The following is a 22,325-nucleotide window of genomic DNA, read 5'->3' as shown; positions in this document are numbered from 1 at the left end:
CTGGCCGGTCCGGGCTTCATTAGCAGCCATAGGGGTCCAGACTGCGCCATATCTGCAAGGCGGCCCGGGTGGGTCATCCCGAGGTGACTGCGGGATGCCCCACCAGGGCGGCTGGGGACGTGGAGCTGGAGCTGGACACCCGGCCCCGGAGCATGGATGTTCCAACGGATGTTGATGAAGACCCTGGTCTTCGCAGTGAACGGCTTCCGCTGCCCGCTGCCCCTTCATCGTCCTCGCGGTGGCCCTGCACCGAAGAAATTTCAGGAATCAGCGCGCAGGGCAGCCCAGGCCTGGAAGCCACCGATGAGGTCAGTCGCACGGCTCAACCCCAGGCGCTGCAGTGTATGTGCAGCGAGGCTGGAGCTGTAGCCCTCATTGCAGACCACCACTATCCGCCGGGCCGGGTCGCCGGCGGTGGGGATCCGGTGGGGGCTGGAAGGGTCAAGCCGCCACTCCAGAACATTTCGGTCGATAACCACTGCGCCCGGAAGATCGCCGTCGCGGTTCCGCTGGTCGACGGGCCGGGTGTCAATGACCAGTGCGCCCGCTGCCATCTCCCGCTCAAGATCCGACGGGTGCACCCGCTCAAGCCCGGCGCGGCTCTCGAGCAGCAGTTGGTCCACTGTAAGTGGTGCCTGCGAACTGCCCGGGTCTGAACTGCATGGGAATGCCGCGGTGCCGTCCTTGACTATGTGAGGCTGTTCCACCGTGTTCCTCGCTTTGACTGCTGATCGTTCGGGCGTTCCGCGGTGCAGCGGAGCGACGCTCAATTCCTACGGTATGGGCAGAGCCAGGGTCAACACGCTTCCGCCACGCGACCGCGGCGGGCAAGGCCCTCCGTGACGTCCGCCTCCTTCAGGCCCGGATGGGAATACCACGGCCAGCTTTTGCCTTGTTACCGGTGAGGCCCCCACCGCCGGCTGCCTCGCTCGAAAGGACCCCCTTGCCCGTAGCTTTCATTCCGTTCACCATGCACGCCTCCGCGCAGCATGACCACCGACGCACCTTCCGCACCGACATCGAACGCTTGACCGACGGTCATCTCCGGTCAACGCCCCTGGACGTACTCAGGTCGACGAATACCCAAGCTGTCTTCCGCGGCGCCGTCCCGAAGGGCGCGCACACCGCAACCGATGCGAGCCTCGCCCGGTACCTCCAGGACCGTCTCGCCCGTGAGGACATCCACCTGGATCTCAGCGTCAGCATCGAGCGGTAAGCAGGTCTGCGACGCCCGGCCGCCGGTGTCCCACCCCGGGCCCGCGCAAGGGCTCCTGCAGCCACCCGGCCCGGGCCGGACGTTGCCGTGGGACACGCCCAACCTTTTCCTGTTGCTCCCGCCGCCGTCTGGGATATGCTCCAGAAATGGCACCGCGAAGTTTTCTTCAATGGCCGGTCGTCCGTCAGCTAAGCACGGGCGACCTCTTGGGCCGTGGGCCGGCAGTGACGTCGGCCAAGACAAAAGCAATAGCCCCCCGGACTGCCACCGCCGACCGCGTCGTGCAGAGCGTGTGTCCTTACTGTGCCGTCGGTTGTGGGCAGCGTGTCTACGTCAAGGACGAGAAAGTGGTCCAGATCGAGGGCGATCCGGACTCACCCATTTCACGCGGCCGCCTGTGCCCAAAGGGCTCTGCGAGCGAGCAGCTTGTCAACTCACCGGGCCGCCAGACCAAAGTGCTTTACCGTGCGCCGCGTTCCACGGAGTGGCAGCACATGGACCTGGCCACGGCCGTTGAGATGGTGGCGGACCGCTTCATCGAAACCCGCCGCAGGACCTGGCAGCAGGAAGACGACCAAGGCCGGCTGCTGCGCCGCACCATGGGCATCGCCTCCCTGGGCGGCGCAACCCTGGACAACGAAGAAAACTACCTGATCAAAAAGCTCTTTACAGCTGCCGGGGCGGTGCAGACCGAGAACCAGGCGCGTATTTGACACTCCGCAACGGTTCCCAGTTTGGGAGCCTCGTTTGGACGCGGTGGTGCTACGCAATCACTGCAGGACATGGCCAACGCCGACTGCATCGTCATCCAGGGTTCCAACATGGCCGAATGCCATCCCGTGGGGTACCAGTGGGTGGCGGAGGCTAAGGCCCGCGGAGCGAAGGTCATCCATATCGACCCCCGGTTCACGCGGACCTCGGCAGTGTCGGATAAGCACATCCCCATCAGGGCGGGTTCTGACGTCGTGCTGCTGGGCGCGCTCATCAACTACGTCATCGCCAATGACCTGTGGTTCAAGGAGTACGTGACCGCGTACACCAACGCGGCCACCCTGGTCCACGAGGACTACCGGGACGCCGAGGACCTGGGCGGCCTCTTCTCCGGATTCGACCCGGAAAAGGGTGCCTACGACAACTCGTCGTGGGCCTACGACGAAGGCGAGGACGGCTCCATCGACGAACCGGCCGGTCCCGAGCACGGCGCCGAAGCCGGCGCCCGGGCCTCCGGCGATGCCTACGGCAGCGGTGGTCCGCCCCTCGAACACGCGGAGGTGCTGCGGGATGACACGCTCCAGAACCCCAGGACCGTCTTCCAGATCGTGAAGCGGCACTACGCCCGCTACACCCCGGAAATGGTGCGCGACATGTGCGGCATCAGCGAAGCCGACTTCGCCTACCTGGCGAAGACCATCACGGAGAACTCCGGCCGCGACCGGACCACCTGCTTCGCGTACGCCGTGGGCTGGACCCAGCACTCTCTGGGTGCCCAGTTCATCCGGGCCGCCGCCATCCTGCAGCTGCTGCTGGGGAACGTGGGGCGCCCTGGCGGCGGGATCATGGCCCTCCGGGGCCATGCGAGCATCCAGGGCTCCACCGACATTCCCACGCTGTTCAACCTGCTCCCCGGCTACCTGCCCATGCCCAGTGCCGGCCGCCACGACACCCTGGAGGAGTACCTGGCGGCCAACGCCTCGAAGAACCAAAAGGGATTCTGGGCCGACGCCGACGCGTACACCATCAGCTTGCTGAAGGCGTGGTGGGGTGACGCTGCGACGGCGGACAACGACTGGGCCTACGACTACCTGCCGCGGCTGACCGGTGCGCACGGGACCTATGAGACCGTGATGAGTATGCTCCGCGACGAGGTGGAAGGCTACTTCCTGCTCGGCCAGAACCCGGCGGTCGGCTCGGCCCACGGGCGGATGCAGCGGCTCGGAATGTCCCACCTGAAGTGGCTCGTGGTCCGGGACCTGAACATGATCGAGTCCGCGACGTGGTGGAAGGACGGCCCGGAAATCGAGTCCGGGGAACTCCGCACCGAGGATATCGAGACCGAAGTCTTCTTCCTGCCGGCGGCGACCCACGTGGAGAAGGCCGGATCCTTCACCCAGACCCAGCGGCTGCTGCAGTGGCGCCACCAGGCGGTGGCCCCGCCGGGGGAGTGCCAGAGCGAACTCCAGTTCTTCTATGAACTGGGGCACCGGATCCGGGAGAAGCTCGCCGATTCCCAGGACGAAAGGGACCGGCCGCTGCTGGACCTGACGTGGGATTACCCCACGGACGACCACGGCGATCCGGACCCCGAGTCGGTGCTTGCCGAGATCAACGGCCGCCACCTGACCGGTCCGGATGCCGGCAAGCCGCTCTCCGCCTACACCGAACTCCGCGCCGACGGCTCTACGACGGCGGGCTGCTGGATCTACACCGGCGTCTACGCTGAGGGGATCAACCACGCTGCCAACCGGAAACCCGGCCAGGAGCAAGGCCCGGCAGCGCCGGAATGGGGCTGGGCGTGGCCGGCCAACCGACGGATCCTGTACAACCTGGCCTCCGCCGATCCGGCCGGTAAGCCGTGGAGCGAACGCAAGAAATACGTTTGGTGGGACGCGGAGCAGGGGAAGTGGGTGGGTGACGACGTCCCCGACTTCCCGCCGACCCTCGCACCCGGCAGCAAACCCGACCCCTCGGTGGGCGGCCCGGCCGCGCTCAGCGGGGACGATCCGTTCATCATGCAGTCCGACGGCAAGGGCTGGCTGTTCGCGCCCAAGGGGCTCGTGGACGGCCCGCTGCCGACTCACTACGAGGCCCAGGAATCACCGGTGGCCAACGGGCTGTATCCGCAGCAGCAGAGTCCGGCACGACTGAGGTATGCCCGGTTGGACAACCTGAGCGCACCGAGTGCCGGTACCCCGGGGGCGGATGTCTATCCGTTCGTGTTCACCACGTACCGGCTCACGGAGCACCACACTGCGGGCGGGATGAGCCGCTGGCTGCCGTACCTCTCCGAACTGCAGCCGGAGATGTTCTGCGAAGTGTCGCCCGAACTGGCCGCTGAGCGCGGACTGGAACCCTACGGGTGGGCCACCATCATCTCGCCCCGCTCTGCCATTGAGGCAAAGGTGCTGGTGACCGACCGGATGAGGCCGCTGGCCGTCGGCGGCCACACCGTGCACCAGATCGGGCTGCCCTACCACTGGGGCGTCGGCAGCAACGCTGTGGTCAGCGGTGACGCGGCTAACGACCTGCTGGGCGTGACCCTGGATCCCAACGTCCAGATCCAGGAATCCAAGGTGGCCTCCTGCGACATCCGTCCAGGCCGCCGGCCGCGCGGGGAGGACCTCCTTGCCCTCGTTGCCGAATACCAGGCGAGGGCCGGGCTGACCATCGAGACCGGCAACCGCGCCGTCACCAACCCCGCGGCGGAAGGCATTGATCGCACGGGGCCCGACAGCCACGCCAAGGGCGGCGGGGAATGACCGTCGTCATACCCGGCGGGGCCCGCACCTACTTTGCCCGGCCCGGAACGCTGCCCAGCGGCAGCGTTCCGGGCACCGATCCCACCTTGGAGAACTAGATGGGCCAGCTGTCCGGACCAACCGACCCCACCGCCGATGCCCACTGGGAACACAACCATCCGCGCAAGGGCTTCTTCACTGACACTTCGATCTGTATCGGCTGCAAGGCCTGCGAAGTCGCCTGCAAGGAATGGAACCACAACCCGCAGGACGGCAACCTCGAACTGCTCGGATCCTCCTACGACAACACCGGATCCCTTGGCGCCAGCACCTGGCGGCATGTCGCCTTCATCGAGCAGGGCCAGGACCGGATTGTCGAGGCACGGGAATCAGGCCGGGCCCTGGTCAGCCTGGGCATGCCCCGCATCGGTCCCCCCACCCCCGCAGCGTCCGCCCCGGCGGATCTGGCTGAGGCGGACACCACGCCGCCTGACACAGCAGACTTCCGCTGGCTGATGTCCTCCGACGTCTGCAAGCATTGCACCCACGCCGGCTGCCTTGACGTCTGCCCCACCGGAGCGCTGTTCCGCACCGAGTTCGGCACCGTGGTGGTCCAGGACGACGTCTGCAACGGCTGCGGAACGTGCGTGGCCGGGTGCCCCTTCGGCGTGATCGAGCGCCGCAGCAACGGCACGGTCAAGGTGGCCACCAGCAGGGAAGACCAGCACGCCGGGCATCCCGCCGTCCCCAACGAAGGCATCGCCCAAAAGTGCACACTGTGCTACGACCGGCTGGTGGCAGACGAGACTCCCGCCTGCGCGAAGGCGTGCCCGACGACGTCCATCAAGTTCGGCGACCACGACGACATGGTGGAGACGGCCAGGGAACGGGTGGCGAACCTGCACGCCCAGGGCATGACAGAGGCGAGGCTTTACGGCGCAAACGAAAACGACGGCGTCGGCGGAACCGGATCCGTCTTCCTGCTGCTGGACGAACCGGAGGTCTACGGACTTCCGCCGGACCCGCGCGTACCCACAGCTGATCTGCCAAAGATGTACCGGCGGGCCGGCATGGCGGTAGCAGGCATGGCCGCCGCCGCTGCGCTGGCTTTCCTGGGAGGACGCGCGTGACACTTTCCGAGTTCGACAGTTTCCGGCCAACAGAGCCCGCACGCCGCCGCCGGGAGGGCGGCAAGCGGGGGACGGGCCGCCGCCGGGACAACGGTGACGGCTCCCGGGAAATGCCGATGGTGCCGGAGCCGGAATTCACCTCGTACTACGGCCGTTCCGTCGTGAAACCCGCCCCCTGGGGCGATGACGTGGCGATCTACCTCTTCCTGGGTGGCGTGGCAGCCGGTTCGGCCCTCCTGGGCGCCGGCGGCCAACTGACCGGACGCCCGGTGCTGCGCCGGAACGCCCGGCTGGGTGCCCTGGCAGCGGTGAGCGCGGGTGCGGTTGCCCTGGTGAAGGACCTTGGCCGGCCGGAGCGTTTCCTGCACATGCTGCGGACTTTCAAGGTCACCTCCCCGATGAGTGTGGGCTCGTGGATCCTCAGCGCCTTCAGCGCCGGCGCCGGCGTCTCCGCCGTGGCGGAAATCGACCGGATGAGCGGAGACCGGCTGCCGCTGGGTCCGTTGCGCAAGGTCCTGCGCGCTGTCGAAGGACCGGCAGGCATCGAAGCTGCGGTGTTCGCCGGGCCGCTGGCGGCGTACACGGCCGTCCTGCTGGGTGACACTGCCACACCGACGTGGAACGCAGCCCACGAGGAACTGCCTTTCGTTTTCGTGAGTTCGGCCTGCCTCGCGTCTGCCGGGCTCGCGATGGTCACCACGCCGGTGCACGAGACGGGTCCTGCCCGCAACCTCGCCGTGCTCGGCGTCCTGGGGGATGTGGTGGCCATGAAGGTGATGGAGCACCGGATGGACCCGGTGGCCGCGGAACCACTGCACGAGGGCAAAGCCGGCGCCATGCTGAAGTGGAGCGAGCGGCTGGCGGTCGCCGGAGGCCTGGGCGCACTGCTGGGCGGACGAAACCGGATGGTCGCCGCCGCGTCGGGTCTGGCACTGCTGGCCGCCTCGGCCCTGACCCGGTTTGGTGTGTTCGAGGCAGGCCTCGCCTCTGCCAGGGATCCGCGGTACACCATCGAACCGCAGAAGAACCGGCTCGCAGCGCGCCGCGCCGCCGGCGTTACCGGCGACGCAATCACCACCGGCAGCTGAGGCAGCTGCCCGGTTTCAGCGGATCTGGATACCCTGTCCCACAGTGGTGTGACCGATGACAGGGTGGCCCGGCAACTCGCCGACCACCAGCAGGCCGCCGGACGTCTGCGCATCGGCCAGCAGCAGCAGATCGTCCTCGGTGATGCCCGGTGCGGCCTCCAGGTGCGGACGCACCCAGTCGAGGTTGCGCCGGGTCCCGCCGGAAACGAAGCCGTCCCGGAGCGCCTCGCGGGCTCCGCCAAGAAGGGGAACGGCATCTATGTCGATCACCGCGCCTACTTCCGAGGCACGGACCATCTTGTGGAGGTGTCCAAGCAGGCCGAAACCGGTCACGTCCGTCGCCGCACGGACGCCGGCGGCCACCGCCGCCTTGGAGGCTTCGCGGTTTAGCGCCGCCATCGTCTCCACGGCTTCGGCAAACACTTCACCGGTCTGCTTGTGCCGGTTGTTCAGGAGACCGACGCCGAGTGGCTTGGTCAGCGTAATGGGCAGCCCCGGCTGGGCGGCGTCGTTGCGCAGCAAGCGGTCAGGATGGGCGACGCCGGTGACGGCCATGCCGTACTTGGGCTCCGGGTCATCAATGGAGTGCCCGCCGAGCACGGGGCACCCCGCCTGGGATGCCACGCTCAAGCCACCACGCAGGACCTCAGTCATCAATTCCATCGGCAGGACGCCGCGGGGCCAGCCGACCAGGTTGATCGCAGTGACCGGCCGGCCGCCCATGGCATAGATGTCCGAGAGCGCATTGGCGGCGGCAATGCGGCCCCAGTCATATGCATCGTTGACAACGGGGGTGAAGAAGTCAGCGGTGGTCAGGACCGCAAGATCATCGCGCACCAGGACCGCCGCAGCGTCGTCGCCGCTGTCAAGGCCCACCAGTACCTCCGCACCGGGTTGGCCGATGAGGCCACGGACGGCATCTTCGAGTTCGCCGGGGGGAATTTTGCAAGCACAGCCGCCGCCGTGGGCATAGCCGGTGAGCCGGAATGCGCCGGTGGCACCATCATCGAGCTGCTGGACTGACATCTGAGCCTCATTCACCCGCCCAGCGTACCCTCCAAGGCAACCCTGCTATATTGAGGCGCGGTGGCGTCCGGGTCCTGGTGGGCCCCCCGGTCTTCAAAACCGGTGAGGCTGAGCATCTCGGCCTGGCGGGTTCGATTCCCGTCCGCCACCGCCAACTTTCGGCAGTGCATGCCGCGATATGAGGAGGGCTGTGGACCACGTCGATCCCCGGCGCCTGATTCCCCGCACAAATGACCTGCTGGCCTTGCCTGCCGTCCGCGAAGCCCGCACCCGGCTGAACGAGCGCGTCATCCGCGAACTTGTCCGGGACGTCCAGGAGCAGGCACGGAGCGGCGGGCTGCCCCCCGGCCAGGTGGAACCGGCCCTGCTGGCCGCCGTCGCTGCGCGTACGGCAACCTCCCTGCGCCCGGTGCTGAACGCCACCGGCGTCATCGTCCACACCAACCTTGGGCGCGCCCCCCTTTCTGAAGGTGCAGTGGAGGCTCTTGTCGCGGCCAGCGGCTACGTCGATGTGGAGCTGGACCTGGCAGACGGCAGCCGCTCCCGCCGCGGCGCCGGGGCCCGGGCGGCACTGCTCGCTGCCTGCCCCGCCGCTGAGGACGCGCTGGTGGTCAACAACGGGGCCGCGGCGCTGGTGCTGGCTACAACAGCCTTCGCCGCTGGCCGGGAGGTCGTGGTGAGCCGCGGCGAACTCGTTGAAATTGGTGCCGGATTCAGGCTGACCGACCTGATGGAATCGACCGGTGCCAGGCTTCGCGAGGTGGGCACCACCAACCGCACGCACCTGCATGACTATGCAGGAGCCCTCGGTCCTGACACAGGGTGCGTCCTCAAGGTCCATCCAAGCAACTTCCGGGTTGACGGTTTTACCTCAGCTGTTTCCCTGGACGAGCTGGGCCGCCTGACCGCGGCCAACGGCGTCCCTCTCGTCGCCGACCTGGGCAGCGGACTGCTGGCCCCGGATCCGTTCCTGCCGGATGAACCCGACGCTGCCTCCGCCCTGGCGAGCGGGGCCGACGTCGTCATCGCCAGCGGCGACAAACTGCTGGGCGGCCCCCAGGCGGGGCTGCTGCTGGGCCGCAAGGAGGTCATCACCCGGCTGGCCCGCCATCCGCTCGCCCGCGCCGTCAGGGCAGACAAACTTGCCCTGGCCGCCCTGGAAGCAACGGTTGCGGGCGGTACGCCGCCCGTCGTGCAGGCGCTGCACACCGACGTCGGGCAATTACGCGGCCGTACGGACCGGCTCGCCCGGGAACTCGGCGTCCCCGTGGTCCCGCATGACGGCAGGGTAGGGGGCGGCGGCGCCCCCGGCGTGCCCCTGCCTGGGTGGGCACTCCGGCTCCCCGAGGGACTTGCGCGTCCCTTGCGGACCGGCGACCCGGCCGTGCTGCCGCGCGTCCATGACGGCTCCTGCCTGATCGATCTGCGCTGCGTGCCCGCAAAGGACGACGGCCGGATTGTCGAGGCGGTGCGGCGTGCCCTGGCAACCCTTGAGGTTGCGGATGCAGGCAGGGCGGGCTGAACCGTGCACGTCATTGCCACAGCCGGGCACGTCGATTCCGGTAAAAGCACCCTGGTCCGCGCCCTCACCGGGATGGAGCCGGACCGCTGGGAGGAAGAACGGCGCCGCGGGCTGACCATTGACCTGGGCTATGCCTGGACCACGCTGCCGTCCGGACAGGACGTGGCGTTCGTCGACGTACCGGGCCACGAACGCTTCCTGGGCAACATGCTCGCCGGCATCGGACCCGCGCCGGTGGTGTGCTTTGTGGTGGCCGCCGACGAAGGCTGGCAGGCACAGTCGAGCGACCACCGGGACGCTGTCGCTGCGCTGGGGATCGAACACGGCGTCGTGGTGCTGAGCCGCGCGGACCGGGCATCCGGGCAGCGGGTTGCGGAGGTGCTCGCGCGGACCCGAACGGAACTGGCCGGGACCGGCCTGCAGGACGCGCCCGCAGTAGCTGTGTCCGCCATCGACGGCACGGGCCTGGCTGACCTGCGTGCAGCGCTCGACGGCGTGCTGGCCAACGTGCCTCATCCCACCACGGATGGGCGGGTCCGGTTGTGGGTGGACCGTTCGTTCACCATCACCGGTTCCGGGACGGTGGTGACCGGGACACTGGCAGCAGGAACGCTTGCCCAGGGTGACCGGCTGGAACTGATCGGCCACGTTAATACCCGGCCGGTGGTGGTCCGTGGCCTGCAAAGCCGGGATACCTCGTACGCCTCGGTGAAACCGGTCAGCCGGGTGGCGTTGAACCTGCGCGACGTTGCCGCAACGGATATCCGCCGCGGTGACGCGCTGGTTACCCCGGACGCATGGCCCACCACAGCAGTGGTGGGAATCCAGCGCACCACCGGGGTGGCCTATAGCGAGGTCCCGGAACAGCTCATGGTGCACGTTGGCACGGCGTCCGTGCCGGCCCGGCTGCGCCCCTTCGGCGCCGACCATGCCCGGCTGGTCCTCGACAGGCACCTGCCCCTCGTCCTGGGGGACCGGCTGGTGCTGCGCGATCCCGGAAGCCGCTCGGTGCTGGGCGGCGCACGTATCCTCGATGCCGACCCGCCGGCCTTGCGGCGGCGCGGCGACGGCGCCCACTGGGCGGAGCGCCTTGCAGGAATGGACCCCGCCGGAGACGTACTGGGAGAGGTGGCAGCCCGCAGGGCTGTGCAGGCGGAACATCTGCGCCGGCTCGGGCTGCTGTCCGGGCATGACGCGGAGGCGCCCGCCGGTGTACGGGTCATCGACGACTGGTGGGTGCACACTCCCGTCCTGGAGGCCTGGCAGCATCAGCTGCGCGGCGCGGTCCAGGCGCTGCAGGAGCGGGATGCCCTGGCCCCGGGCCTGTCCATGGGTGCGGCGCGGGACCTGCTCACGTTGCCCGACGAGAAACTGCTTTCCCACGTCATCCGCGGGGCCGGCCTGGAACAGGACGGCGGACACGTCCGGCTCCCTGGCAGCCAGGGCAACCTTGGTCCCATCGAGCCGGCAATCGCCACGCTGGAGGGCAGGCTCAGGGCGGATGCCTTCCGGGCCCCCGAAGCCGATGAGCTGGCGGCCCTCGGCCTGGGTGCCCGCGAGCTCGCAGCCGCTGAACGCACCGGGCGCCTGCTGCGACTGCGCGACGGGGTGGTGCTGCTGCCCACCGCCCCGGCGCTTGCCATGCGCACCCTCGCCGGTTTGGACCAGCCCTTCACCACGAGCCAGGCCCGCCAGGCGCTGGGCACAACACGCCGGATCGCGGTTCCGCTGCTGGAACACCTGGATTCGCGCGGCTGGACCAAAAGGCTGGATGCCGGACACCGCACGGTGGTGCGCTGACCCGCTGTCGGTCAGGAAGAGCAGTGCCCTGCCTTCGGACGGCTAGGCAGGGTGGGCTGCCTGCACGTGGTGCAGGATGTTGTCCACGACCCGGGACAGCGGCGCGGTGGCGTCAATCGCGATGCCGCCCGGCGGGATCTCTTCCCGTGTTTCGTGCAGGTGCTCGATCAGCTGCCGCTCCGCCGGTTGCCCTCCCCATTCGTCTGCCGGGCGCTGGTCGAGGCGCCGCTTCAGCGTGCCCAGGTCCACCTCGAGGACGAAGACGCCGTCGAACAGATCGATGAATTTGGCGAGGTTCCTCGACCCGCCGCAGAAGAACGTCACCGCGTCCCGCTGGTCTGCTGCCTGGGCCCGGACATCGGCGACTCTCCAGATGTGGTGCCTGTGCACAGCCACGCCGGTGGCGTCCCCTGCTGGTTCACCGGTTTCCGGGTCACCCTGGTAGGCAAGTTCACGGTCGCCGTTGATGGCGTGGTAGCCGCGCCGCCGCAATTCGTTGCAGACCGCGGTCTTGCCCGTGCCCGAGCCGCCCTCGATAAGGTAATTCTTCCTGCCCATGCCTGATGGTACCGATGGGGGAGAGGCCGGGGTGGTTTGATTGGTCAGTGCTCCGTGTAAAACGCTTTGTGGCCCTTAGCCTGTTCGTGGTCTGCGCCAGCGCAGTTTTCTCGTTCTGGCTGCTGGGCCAGCCCGGGGCCGGGGCCCGTACGGCCGCCCTCCTGCCCCCGCGAGCGGGAGTCAAGCTTCAGCCAGGGCCCGATGGGCTCGCCACCGCCGTAAACGTCACACGAAGCCCCGACGCAGAGTGGCTTGGCACGGCTGCCGCCCACACCGGAATCCCCGCACGGGCCCTGCGCGCCTACGTCAATGCGGCCGTTGCCGCCAACGAATCAGCTCCGACGTGCGGCATCGGCTGGAACACGCTCGCCGCCGTCGGCTTCGTCGAATCAGCCCACGGCACGTACGGCGGCGGCAGCCTGAGCTCCGCCGGCCAGGCCAGCGGCCCGATCGTGGGCCCCAGCCTCAACGGCGCGGGATTCGCCGCCATAGCCGACACCGACGGCGGCGCCTTGGATGGCGACGCCGGCTGGGACCACGCGGTGGGGCCCATGCAGTTCATTCCCTCCACGTGGCGGATCGCAGGCATGGACGGAAATGGGGACGGGGCGGCGGACCCGTTCAACATCGATGACGCCGCCCTCAGCGCGGCCACGTATCTTTGCGGCCACGGCCGTGACCTCACCACAGCGGAGGGGTGGACAGCTGCCATCTACGCCTACAACCAGTCCGACGCCTACATCCGCCAGGTGAGCTCCCAGGCCACCGCGTACACTGCGAAAGCGGGCACCGCCGGGTGAATGCATCCCGCGGCTTTCCTCCCGGGATCATTCGTCCGGGCCGGTCAGGCAGGTTGCCAGGTGACGGGAAGTTCCTTCAGCCCGTAAACGATGCTGCTGTCCATTCGTTCCAGTTGCGCTCCGGAAGCCACGGAAAGTCCCGGGAGACGGGACAGCAGTGCTTCCAGTGCGATCCTTGCTTCGAGCCGGGCGAGCGGTGCCCCAAGGCAAAAATGGATGCCATGGCCAAACGCCAGGTGCCGGTTGGGGTTGCGGTCCACATCGAACTCGGCGGCCCGCTGGAACTGCTGCCCGTCACGGTTGGCCGAGCCGATCCAGGCGACGATTGGAGCGCCGGCGGGAATCAGGTGGTCACCCACGACGGTGTCCGCCACCGCCACCCGGTACATCGACTGGACCGGCGACCGGAAGCGGAGCACCTCCTCGAGCGCCTGGGGAACCAGGGCCGGCTCGCTGAGGAGCCGCTCCAGGGTGCCGGGCGACTCCGCCAGGCACAAAACGGCGTTGCCGATCAGATTGGTGGTGGTCTCATTGCCGGCAACCAGCAGCAGGGCACAAAAACCGAGCAGCTCGGGCACCGTCAGTTTTTGGCCGTCGATCTCCGCGGCCAGCAGGCTGCTGATGAGGTCCGTGCCGGGACGGCTCCTGCGCTGGTCGATCAGGGCAAGGAAGTACTCCACCATCTCCGACGTGGTGGAGTCCTGCGTTTCGCTGGCGGGGAGGGTCCGCGTCTGGCTGACGATCACGTCGGACCAGTGCTTGAAGCGCTCGCGGTCCTCGCTGGGGATGCCCATCAGCTCGGAGATGACGATGACCGGCAACGGGTAGGCCAGGTCCCTGATCAGGTCTGCGCTTCCCTTGCCGGCGATCTCCGCCATGAGCTCGTCCGTGAGTCCGGCGATGCGGGGAGCCAGCGCGTCAACAGCCTTGGGCGTGAACGCCTGTGTAACCAGCGAGCGTAACTGCCGGTGCCTCGGGGGATCGGTGGTGATCAGGCTGGACGCGAACAATTGGCCGGTGCCGGAGGGATTGTCACCACCCATGCGGGACGAGAAGGTGGCGTGTTCGGACAACACCCGCTGGACGTCGTCGTACCGGAACACATGCCAGCTCCCTGACTGGTCATCCTGGAAGACGGGGGCCGTTGCCCGCATGCGTTCATACTGCGGAAAGGGATCAAGCGGGTATTGCGCGGACTGGGTGACATCCATGGTGGCCTCCCTGCTCACCTGGCGCCATGCCGTCCACGGCGGGCGCCAGGCCGTCAAATGACTGACCGTAGAACCTTGATCCTAGCCAAAGCATGTCCCTGCGTCACCACGCCGGAACGGAAACCGCAGTGCCTGCCTTATGCACGGCACCGGGGCGGATCCGCGTCCCGGACTGCAGCTGCCGGACACCACCGCCGGGTTTTTGTGCTAGCCACAAGGGGTCCCCTAAGGTTATTGCTCGATGAAAGCCCCTGAAGAGACATCCGGTCAGTCGCCCGCCATCTCCCCGCGTGGACCCGTGTTCGTCGACGCGTCAGGCCGCCGGCTCCAGCGGGTCAAGATGATCGGCCTCGGGGTCGTCGGGCTTGTGGCGGCATACGTCATCCTCGTAGTGGCCGCCTTTATCGGCGGGTCCGGATCCTCGGCACCATTCCTTCCCCTGCCGGCCGCCGCCGGACCCCGCGAAACGCCAACAACCCCACCCTCTGCCGATCCGCGGGCCGGCCTGACCGGGCCCGCCGTTCCCGTTGTTGAGGTGATGGGGCGTCTGAGGGGGAGTGGGAGACTGGGGGCATGCCGATGCGGAACCTGATCTTCGTGGCGTTCGTCGAGCCCGTGGCCGACGGCCAGGTTTTCCCGCGGACGGACTGGCCGCTGCACATCACGCTGGTGCGGTTTGACGTGAGGCTCGACGCCGGCGCTGCCGCCACCACAAACGCCCAGGACCCCGCGGACGTCGCGGAAAGCATCGCCGGGCTTGCTGATGCGCCGATCGCCGCTGCGCTGGGTGCCGCGCTCACGGTGGGGGAGGACGCGGCGTTCGGCCGCAACGGTTCGGTACCGGTCAACCTCATCAAGCGCCAGCCGGATCTGCAGGCCCTGCACGTGCAGTTGGTTTCTGTCGTCGACGGCGTGCGCGGCAGGATCCTGACGCCCGCCCACACCCTTGCCGGGTACCGACCCCACGTCTCACACCACGGTGGCAAACGCCTCCACCCGGGCGACGCCGTCGTGCTTGACCGCGTCGCCCTGGTGGACATGGCTCCCGACGGCGACCACACCATCAGGCGCGTCCTCCGGCTGTGGTGCCGCGAAAGTGAAAGCTAGGCGATAACGCTGTCCACCAGCGCCTTGGCCTCCGCCTGCACCTGCTTCAGGTGCTCCTCGCCCTTGAAGGACTCGGCGTAGATCTTGTACACGTCCTCGGTGCCGGACGGGCGGGCCGCGAACCAGGCGTTCTCGGTGACCACCTTCAGGCCGCCGATGGGTGCGCCGTTGCCGGGGGCCTCGGTGAGCTTGGCGGTGATCTCTTCGCCGGCCAGTGAGGTGGCAGTGACGTCCGCGGCGGAAAGCTTGCCCAGCTTTGCCTTCTGCTCACGTGTTGCGGCGGCGTCGATCCGGGCGTAGACGGGGGCGCCGAACTGGTCGGTCAGGCCCTTGTACAGCTGCGACGGGGATTTGCCCGTGACCGCGGTGATCTCGGACGCCAGCAGGGCCAGCAGGATGCCGTCCTTGTCCGTGGTCCACACGCTGCCGTCCAGCTTGTTGAAGGAGGCGCCGGCGGATTCCTCGCCGCCGAACGCGCCTTCACCGGACAGCAGGCCGGGGACGAACCACTTAAAGCCCACCGGGACCTCCACGAGCTTGCGGCCCAGGCTTTGCGCCACGCGGTCGATGATGGAGGAGGACACCAGGGTCTTACCCACCACCGAGGCCGGGTTCCAGCCGCTGCGGTTGCGGTAAAGGTAGTCGATGGCGACGGCGAGGTAGTGGTTGGGGTTCATCAGTCCGCCGTCAGGGGTGACGATGCCGTGGCGGTCGGCGTCCGCGTCATTGCCGGTGGCGACATCGAAGGTGGATCCGCCGGCAGCCATCCGCTGGATCAGCGATGCCATGGCCGACGGCGATGAGCAGTCCATCCGGATCTTCTCGTCCCAGTCCAGGGTCATGAACGCCCACTGCGGATCCACCGTGGGGTTCACCACGGTGAGGTCCAGGTGGTGGCGCTCGGCGATCTCGCCCCAGTAGTCCACGGAGGCCCCGCCCATGGGGTCGGCGCCGATCCGGACGCCGGCCTCGCGGATGGCGTCCAGGTTCAGGACGGACGGAAGATCGTCCACGTAGCTGGAGAGGAAATCAAACTTTCCGGTGGTGTCCGCGGACTGTGCGTCGCCCAGCGGAATCCGCTTCACGCCGCGCAGGCCGTTTTCCAGCAGCTCATTGGCCCGGTTGGCGATCCAGCCCGTGGCGTCCGAGTCGGCCGGGCCGCCGTGCGGGGGGTTGTACTTGAAGCCGCCGTCGGCCGGCGGGTTGTGGCTGGGCGTCACCACGATGCCGTCAGCCTGCGGGGCCCCGGGCGCCGCCTTCCGGTTGTAGGTGAGGATGGCGTGGCTCAGTGCCGGCGTGGGGGTGTAGCCGTGCCGGGCATCGACCAGCACCTGGACGCCGTTGGCGGCGAGGACCTCGAGGGCCGAGTTCTGTGCCGGCTCGCTCAGTGCGTGGGTGTCCTTGGCCAGGAACAGCGGACCGGTGACGCCCTGCGCCGCCCGGTACTCCACGATGGCCTGGGTGATGGCCACGATGTGCTGCTCGTTGAAGGAGGCCTTAAGGCTGGATCCCCGGTGCCCGGATGTCCCGAACACCACGCGCTGGCCGGGATCACTGAGGTCCGGCGCGATGTCGTAATACGCGTCAAGGAGCGCAGTGATGTCAACAAGGTCCTGGGGTTGGGCAACTGTACCCGCGCGGCTAGCCATGGCACCAGCATGCCAGAAGCTGGCAGGAGTCAAAACGATCCGCCCAGAATCCGGACGCTGTGACCTGCTGTGACGGACGCAAACCAAGTAGTCAACCTGAGTACACGGCCGCAAAAGTACCTATATACCGGGCCTTCCGTGCCCTGCTAATTTCAAGAAAATTCCACGAAAACACGCGTAAGGAACGGACGACGGCGGGCCCGCCGGCGTCGTCCTGTCCGGCAAGGAAACGGGGACGTCCAATGGGGGCAGGAGACGGGGCAGCGGAACAGTCCAGGCTTGCTGCCGAGCGCGTTGCACGGCTGAAGCGGCGGCTGGAGCAGGCCGAACATTCCACCAAGGCATGGGACGCCGGTGCGGTGGGGGAGCGGATGGTGGCCGACAAGCTCAGCGAGCTGGTTCCCCGCGGGTGGTACGTACTCCACGATGTCCATTGGCCGGGCAGGCCAAAGGCAAACCTGGACCATGTCCTGGTGGGTCCGGGCGGCGTGGTGGTGGTGGATTCGAAGAACTGGACCGGTGAGGTGCGGGTGGCTTCCGGGGTGCTGTGGCAGGGCCGTTACGCGCGGACCCAGGCCGTGGAGGGCGCCCTGGCCCAGTGCGCCGCTGTCGCCTCGGTGCTGGCTCCGCCGCACCGCAGGCTGGTGCGTCCGCTCATTTGCATGGCTGCGCAGCCGGACCTTTTCGGGGTGACGGCCTCGGACGTCGCCGTGGCCGGATCCCAGCGGGTTGTCGGGGCCATCGAGGCGTTGCCTGCCGTCCTCGACCAGCAGGCAGTCGTGGGCCTCTATGAGGAGCTGGGCCGGCAGCTTACGCATGAGCAGGAACCGGGCATCACGGCCCTGCGCAACGTGCGCCCGGGAACGGTGGTGCGCCCGGCGGGTGCGCTGCCCCCAGCCGGCCCCGCGGTGCCCCCGGCACGTAAAACCGGCTCCGGCGACGAGGCCGCCAGGGCCCGCAGTGCAGCGCGGCACCCCGCCGGCCGGGCCCTTCCGCCACGGGAAACACCGGCAGGCCAGGGGACCAGTGGGGCGGCTGGGGTGCCGGCAAAAAAGCGGTCAGCGCAGCCGGCCGGTCCGGGGCGCCACGGCCGGAACTCCAAAGCGCAGCAGCACGGCAGTACCAGCGGAGGAAAGCTGGCGCTGCTGGCTGCATTCGTCATTTTCGCCGTCTATATCCTGCCCTACTTGGCCCGTTAGCCTCCCGGCCGCCGCCCCCGGGCTGCAGCAGGGTTCCGGCGGCCGCCCGGACAGCCGCGCCCAGCCGCGAGAGCCGGTCTGAATCCAGGGCCCAGGCCTGCCAGTAGAGGGCCACATCCTGGTGGGCGTCCTCCTCCAGCCGGACCAGGACGCCGTCGGCCAGTTCGCCGGTGAGTTGAAGCTCCGGGATCATTCCCCAGCCCAGGCCGGCCGTGACGGCTGCCAGGAACCCCTGGGAAGAAGGCACGGTGTGCGTGGGGGGAAGTCCAGGCACGCTCTTTCCGGTGAGCAGCTGCTGCTGAAGCGTGTCCTTCGTGTTGAATTTCAGCACCGGCATTGCCGCCCAGTCCACCCTGCCGGAGGCGGAAAAGCGGCGGCGCAGCGCGGGGGTGGCCACCGGGATGTAACGCATGGATCCCAGCAGCTCAACGCGGCACCCGCTGACCGGGACGGGGTCGGACGTCACCGCGCCCATCACCGCACCGTCGCGGAGCAGTTGGCTGCTGTAGCCCTGGTCCTCCACGTGGAGGTCCAGTGCAGAGTCCTCCCAGCCCGCGGCCTGGTGCAGGACCGGAATGAACCACGTGGCCAGCGAGTCGGCGTTCACGGCCACCGGCAGGTGGGCCCGGGCCGGCGACCCTGCCCCCAGCGCTGCCGACGTTTCCGCCTCGAGTACCTGCACCTGCCGGGCCATCCGCAGCATCAGCGCACCGGCGTCCGTGGCGGTACAGGGCACCCGGCGGCGTACCAGGACCTGGCCCACGGATGCTTCCAGCGCCTTGATCCGCTGGCTCACCGCGGACGGCGTGATCCGGAGCAGGTCTGCCGCGGCCTCAAATGTTCCTTCGTCCATGACCGCGACGAGGGCTTTCAAGTGCTCGAGATTCATGAAGACATTCTAATGACAACCAAGAATCCGTTATTTGTCTTCACGGAGCGGGAATCTTACGGTCATTGGTATGTGGGCTGCAGGAATGACGGGAATGCTGACCGGGCTGGCGCTGATCGTGGCGATCGGCGCCCAGAATGCCTTTGTGCTGCGCCAAGGTATCCGCCGGGAGCACATTGGCCCAGTGGTGGCCGTCTGCATGGCTGGTGACGCCCTGCTGATCGTGGCCGGTACGGCGGGTATCGGGGCACTGGTTACCCGATTCCCCGGAGTGCTGGAAGTCCTGCGCTGGGCGGGAGCCGCCTACCTGCTGTGGTTCGCGGTGCGGTCCTTTATGGCTGCGGCCAAACCTGCCGCGCTGGCGGAACAGGCGCCAAGGTCCAGGAATTCGGTCATCGCAACCACGGCGGCCCTGACATTCCTCAACCCGCATGTCTACCTGGACACCGTGGTGCTGCTGGGCAGCCTTGCCAACCAGCAGGGTCCTGACCTGCGCTGGACTTTCGCCGGCGGCGCCGTGGCCGGAAGCGTCCTGTGGTTTTCCGTCCTGGGGTACGGGGCGCGGGCGCTCGCTGGAGTGCTGGCAAGCCCCCGCACCTGGCGGTGGATCGACGCGGCCATCGGCGTCCTGATGGTGGTCCTGGCCGTCCGTCTGATCCTGCACTGAAGTAGGCTGTAGCCAGATTCGCAGGGGAGGAATCATGACCAACCAGCCGTCCCAGGGGCCCGATTACCAGCGTCCCGAAAACCAGCCCAACGGTTCGCCATGGCCCGGGTACCAGCCACCGGCCCAGTACGGGCAGGCCCAGTACAACCAGCCGCAGTACGGACAGGCACCATATAGCCAGGCCCAGTATGGCCAGCCCCAGTATTTCGGCCAGCCGTCCTACTACGGCGGAACTGTGGAACCGAAGACCCTGAGCATCGCCAGCATGGTCTGCGGCATCGCCTCGGTCATCATGGGCTGGCTGTTGCTTCCCCAGTTCGCCGCCATCATCACCGGCCACTTGGCACTGCGCCGCGAACCCTCGGGCAAGGGGATGTCCATTACCGGCCTGGTGCTGGGCTACCTCTGCCTGCTGGGGTACGGGGCGCTCTGGCTGCTGTTCATCATTGGCGTGGCCGTCGCCGGCACCGCCGGGTCAAACACCGGCACGTTCTAGCCCTGCCGGCCTGGTCCGGCCAGCGGCGGCGGCCCTGCACCTGCTGGAACGCGGCACCCGCGCCAGGACCGCCGTCGTGCCTGCCGGCACGGCGTGCCTATGCCTTCACCGCCGCGGCAGCCGGCACCTCGAGTGGCCGGTCCGGGTAGATGGACGCCGCCGGGGCGCGGTTGGTTGCCTTGGCCCAGGGGTAGTAGATGGCCAGGGTGGCAACGATCCCCACGAGCCAGGAGATGTCCGCGCCGCCCAGCAGCTTGGTGACCGGGCCGGTATACAGCGACTGCGCCAGGAACGGGACCTGGATGACGACGCCGATTCCATAGGAGACCAGGGCGGCGGCGTTCCAGCGGCCGTAACGTCCGTCCGGGTTGTAGAGGGCCGGGATGTCCAGCCGGTCGCGGGAGATCTTGTAGTAGTCCACGAGGTTGATCACGGACCAGGGGGTGAACACCATGAGCAGCAGGAGCACGAAGTTCTTGAACAGGTTCAGGAAGTCCTTGCTGGCGAACAGCGCGATGAGGACGCTGGCGCCGATGACGGCCACGATGAACGCGATCCGGACGGCTTTGGAGACGGTGTCCCGGCGGTTAACGGCGGTGCTGATGGTGACGCCGCACATGAAGGCGCCGTAGGCGTTGAGGCAGTTCACGGTCAGCTTGCCCGTGACGATCATCAGGTAGATGAAGATGGCGATCAGGCCGCCGCCGGCAAGGTCTCCCATGTACCCCACCTGGTTCTTCAGGAAGTCCCCGCCGAGTTTGGCGGCGGACAGGCCGCCGGCCAGGGCACCCAGGGTCATGGCCCACTGCGCGCCGCCCACCGAGCCCGCGAAGGTGTACCAGAACGTCTTGCGCTCCGAGGTGTCGGCCGGGAGGTAGCGGGAGTAGTCGGCCACGTACGGGCCGAAGGTCAGCTGCCAGCCCGCACCAAGGGCAATGGCGGTCAGGAAGGTGGGCCATTCGAAGCCCTTGACCATCATCACCTGGGTGACATCGAACTTGGTGACGACGGCGACTGTCAGGTACAGGAACCCGGCCAGGCCCAGCACGGTGGCGATGCGGCCCAGCGCATGGATGTACTTGTAGCCCAGGATGGCCAGCAGGGCGGTGGCGGCACCGAAGATGAGGATCCCGACGGCGGGAGTGTCCACTCCCAGCATGAGGTTGATGGCCTGCCCCGAGAGGACGGTGCCCGTGGAAGCGAACCCCACGTACATCAGGATGACCAGCGCCAGCGGGATCACGGCTCCGTAGACGCCGAACTGGGCGCGGCTGGAGATCATCTGGGGCAGCCCCAGTTTGGGGCCCTGGGCAGAGTGGAGGGCCATGACGGCGCCGCCCAGCACGTTGCCCACCAGCAGGCCCACGATGGCCCAGAACGCATCCGCCCCGAATACCACCGCGAGGGCGCCATCCACGATGGCGGTGATCTGCGCGTTGGCGCCGAACCACAGGGTGAACTGGCCCCGCGGGTGGCCGTGGCGCTCACCCGGCGGGATCATGTCGATCGAACGTGCCTCTACGGCGGTACTGCCTCCGGCCATGGCCAAACTCCTCAGTGATGAAAACGTAAGGTCCATCACATCGGTTTTCGCGCCGCGGAAACACCGCCATTCAGGCGCAGCTGTCCGGGGAGCCAGACAGCCCGGCGTGTCGCCGCGGGGTGCCCGGTGCGTGCGGCTGCTAGCGGAGCAGCTCCACGTCGGAGACGAGCTCGATGTGCGCCAGCATGGCGTCGGCCGCTGCCGCAGCGTCCTGCGCACGCACGGCATCCGCGATCTTCCGGTGCGACGCCAGCGACTGTTCCGGCCTGCCGGGCTGGCCCAGGGATTCCATCCTCGTTTCCAGGATCATCTCCGCGATAAAAGCCATCAGCTGCGCCAGCACCGACGAATGCGCTGCGCCGGTGATCGCCCGGTGGAACAGCTCGTCACCGTGGGTGCCGCGGTCGCCGTCACTGATTTCCTGTGCCATCACGTCCAGGGCCTTGTCGATCGCGGCGAGGTCGTGGTCTGTCCGGCGTTCCGCGGCAAGGGCGGCAAGCTTCACTTCCAGGGTGCTGCGGGCTTCCACGATTTCCGGCAGCCGGCTCTGGTGTTCACGCAGGCCCTTGACCACCGAGGCGACGCTGGGCCTCCGGGCCAGGACCGCTCCGGTGCCGTGTTGCACGTCAATGACGCCCAGGACCTCAAGGGCCACAAGTGCCTGGGCGAGAGTGGCGCGGGAGACGCCCAGCCGCTCGGCAAGGTCGCGCTCGGCCGGCAGCAGGTCGCCGGGCTTCAGCTGGGCGGACTCGATATAGGCAAGGATCTGTTCCACCAGCTGCTCGTACAGCCGTGGCCGCGTCACGCGTTCCAGGCCCAGCCGTGCTGTCTTCTCCACAAAGCCCTCCCTTGGGTCTACCGGTCCAGAATACCGCCTTCATCTATTGACAGATAGACTCACTGTCTAAGAGGCTAGTCCAGTGAGCCAGTAACTCACGTCACATTCTTCCCCTCAATGGAGGACCAACG

General features: G+C 68.0%; 19 protein-coding genes and 1 tRNA gene. 12 read left to right on the top strand and 8 right to left on the bottom strand.

Going from position 1 to position 22,325, the window contains the following annotated elements; genetic code table 11:
* Positions 1 to 260: 260 nt before the first annotated feature.
* Entirely contained in the window at positions 261 to 623 is a 363-nt protein-coding gene (locus BACI349Y_RS19000; protein WP_236560935.1) for a rhodanese-like domain-containing protein, read from the bottom strand.
* 320 nt (positions 624 to 943) lie between these two features.
* On the opposite strand from BACI349Y_RS19000, the gene BACI349Y_RS18995 reads away from it, so the two are divergent.
* The 4 genes from BACI349Y_RS18995 to nrfD all read left to right on the top strand — a co-directional run bounded on the left by BACI349Y_RS18995 (position 944) and on the right by nrfD (position 6,889).
* Positions 944 to 1,216, top strand: coding sequence for a hypothetical protein (locus tag BACI349Y_RS18995; RefSeq protein ID WP_236560932.1), 273 nt, complete (start codon positions 944 to 946; stop codon positions 1,214 to 1,216).
* A gap of 146 nt (positions 1,217 to 1,362) precedes the next feature.
* Positions 1,363 to 4,692: a formate dehydrogenase gene (fdh, locus tag BACI349Y_RS18985; RefSeq protein ID WP_159634522.1), complete on the top strand. Its 3,330-nt coding sequence runs from the start codon at positions 1,363 to 1,365 to the stop codon at positions 4,690 to 4,692.
* Positions 4,693 to 4,790: 98 nt separating this feature from the next.
* Positions 4,791 to 5,801 carry a 4Fe-4S dicluster domain-containing protein gene (locus BACI349Y_RS18980; RefSeq protein WP_159634519.1) on the top strand — a complete coding sequence of 337 codons (1,011 nt, stop codon included), beginning with the start codon at positions 4,791 to 4,793 and terminating at the stop codon, positions 5,799 to 5,801.
* The gene (nrfD, locus tag BACI349Y_RS18975; RefSeq protein WP_159634516.1) at positions 5,798 to 6,889 is read left to right on the top strand and encodes an NrfD/PsrC family molybdoenzyme membrane anchor subunit; all 1,092 of its coding nucleotides are present in this window, start codon (positions 5,798 to 5,800) and stop codon (positions 6,887 to 6,889) included. The genes BACI349Y_RS18980 and nrfD overlap by 4 nt, the downstream gene beginning before the upstream one ends.
* Before the next feature lie 15 nt (positions 6,890 to 6,904).
* Here the strand turns inward: nrfD and selD are convergent, their stop codons facing one another.
* Positions 6,905 to 7,915 (bottom strand): selenide, water dikinase SelD, encoded by a 1,011-nt coding sequence (selD, locus tag BACI349Y_RS18970; protein WP_159634513.1) that lies wholly within the window; start codon positions 7,913 to 7,915, stop codon positions 6,905 to 6,907.
* Positions 7,916 to 7,974: 59 nt separating this feature from the next.
* Here selD and BACI349Y_RS18965 point away from each other — a divergent pair.
* From BACI349Y_RS18965 to selB, 3 genes are all read left to right on the top strand, one after another.
* Positions 7,975 to 8,069: transfer RNA gene (locus tag BACI349Y_RS18965), tRNA-Sec, on the top strand.
* A 36-nt stretch (positions 8,070 to 8,105) separates the two neighbouring features.
* Positions 8,106 to 9,437, top strand: a complete 1,332-nt coding sequence (gene selA / locus BACI349Y_RS18960; protein WP_159634510.1) for an L-seryl-tRNA(Sec) selenium transferase — start codon at positions 8,106 to 8,108, stop codon at positions 9,435 to 9,437.
* Between the two features lie 3 nt (positions 9,438 to 9,440).
* Positions 9,441 to 11,237 (top strand): selenocysteine-specific translation elongation factor, encoded by a 1,797-nt coding sequence (gene selB / locus BACI349Y_RS18955; RefSeq protein WP_159634507.1) that lies wholly within the window; start codon positions 9,441 to 9,443, stop codon positions 11,235 to 11,237.
* A 42-nt stretch (positions 11,238 to 11,279) separates the two neighbouring features.
* Here selB and BACI349Y_RS18950 read toward each other — a convergent pair whose 3' ends face one another.
* Positions 11,280 to 11,795 (bottom strand): nucleoside kinase, encoded by a 516-nt coding sequence (locus tag BACI349Y_RS18950; RefSeq protein ID WP_159634504.1) that lies wholly within the window; start codon positions 11,793 to 11,795, stop codon positions 11,280 to 11,282.
* Positions 11,796 to 11,842: 47 nt separating this feature from the next.
* Between BACI349Y_RS18950 and BACI349Y_RS18945 the strand changes: the two genes are divergently transcribed.
* Positions 11,843 to 12,595: a lytic transglycosylase domain-containing protein gene (locus BACI349Y_RS18945; RefSeq protein ID WP_159634501.1), complete on the top strand. Its 753-nt coding sequence runs from the start codon at positions 11,843 to 11,845 to the stop codon at positions 12,593 to 12,595.
* Positions 12,596 to 12,639: 44 nt separating this feature from the next.
* Here BACI349Y_RS18945 and BACI349Y_RS18940 read toward each other — a convergent pair whose 3' ends face one another.
* A complete protein-coding gene (locus BACI349Y_RS18940) occupies positions 12,640 to 13,806 on the bottom strand; it encodes a cytochrome P450 (protein WP_159634498.1) in 1,167 nt (388 codons plus the stop codon).
* A 579-nt stretch (positions 13,807 to 14,385) separates the two neighbouring features.
* On the opposite strand from BACI349Y_RS18940, the gene BACI349Y_RS18935 reads away from it, so the two are divergent.
* Positions 14,386 to 14,913: a hypothetical protein gene (locus BACI349Y_RS18935; protein WP_159635939.1), complete on the top strand. Its 528-nt coding sequence runs from the start codon at positions 14,386 to 14,388 to the stop codon at positions 14,911 to 14,913.
* Here BACI349Y_RS18935 and pgm read toward each other — a convergent pair.
* Entirely contained in the window at positions 14,910 to 16,562 is a 1,653-nt protein-coding gene (pgm, locus tag BACI349Y_RS18930; protein ID WP_159634495.1) for a phosphoglucomutase (alpha-D-glucose-1,6-bisphosphate-dependent), read from the bottom strand. The genes BACI349Y_RS18935 and pgm overlap by 4 nt on opposite strands.
* A gap of 242 nt (positions 16,563 to 16,804) precedes the next feature.
* Here pgm and BACI349Y_RS18925 point away from each other — a divergent pair, with 242 nt between their 5' ends.
* On the top strand, positions 16,805 to 17,761 hold the full coding sequence (locus BACI349Y_RS18925) for a nuclease-related domain-containing protein (RefSeq protein ID WP_159634492.1): 957 nt from the start codon (positions 16,805 to 16,807) through the stop codon (positions 17,759 to 17,761).
* Here the strand turns inward: BACI349Y_RS18925 and BACI349Y_RS18920 are convergent.
* Positions 17,721 to 18,650 carry a LysR family transcriptional regulator ArgP gene (locus BACI349Y_RS18920; RefSeq protein ID WP_159634489.1) on the bottom strand — a complete coding sequence of 310 codons (930 nt, stop codon included), beginning with the start codon at positions 18,648 to 18,650 and terminating at the stop codon, positions 17,721 to 17,723. The two genes, BACI349Y_RS18925 and BACI349Y_RS18920, sit on opposite strands and share 41 nt — an antisense overlap.
* 94 nt (positions 18,651 to 18,744) lie before the next feature.
* On the opposite strand from BACI349Y_RS18920, the gene BACI349Y_RS18915 reads away from it, so the two are divergent.
* Positions 18,745 to 19,317, top strand: coding sequence for a LysE/ArgO family amino acid transporter (locus BACI349Y_RS18915; RefSeq protein ID WP_159635936.1), 573 nt, complete (start codon positions 18,745 to 18,747; stop codon positions 19,315 to 19,317).
* Positions 19,318 to 19,351: 34 nt separating this feature from the next.
* Positions 19,352 to 19,813, top strand: coding sequence for a DUF4190 domain-containing protein (locus tag BACI349Y_RS18910; RefSeq protein ID WP_159634486.1), 462 nt, complete (start codon positions 19,352 to 19,354; stop codon positions 19,811 to 19,813).
* 97 nt (positions 19,814 to 19,910) lie between these two features.
* Here the strand turns inward: BACI349Y_RS18910 and BACI349Y_RS18905 are convergent, their stop codons facing one another.
* Positions 19,911 to 21,356: a purine-cytosine permease family protein gene (locus BACI349Y_RS18905; RefSeq protein ID WP_159634483.1), complete on the bottom strand. Its 1,446-nt coding sequence runs from the start codon at positions 21,354 to 21,356 to the stop codon at positions 19,911 to 19,913.
* Positions 21,357 to 21,495: 139 nt separating this feature from the next.
* Positions 21,496 to 22,194 carry a FadR/GntR family transcriptional regulator gene (locus BACI349Y_RS18900; protein ID WP_159634480.1) on the bottom strand — a complete coding sequence of 233 codons (699 nt, stop codon included), beginning with the start codon at positions 22,192 to 22,194 and terminating at the stop codon, positions 21,496 to 21,498.
* Positions 22,195 to 22,325: the final 131 nt, after the last annotated feature.

This window comes from Arthrobacter sp. 8AJ, from assembly GCF_902506025.1.
Taxonomy (GTDB): domain Bacteria; phylum Actinomycetota; class Actinomycetes; order Actinomycetales; family Micrococcaceae; genus Arthrobacter.
This window is presented reverse-complemented; position numbering and strand designations above follow the sequence as displayed.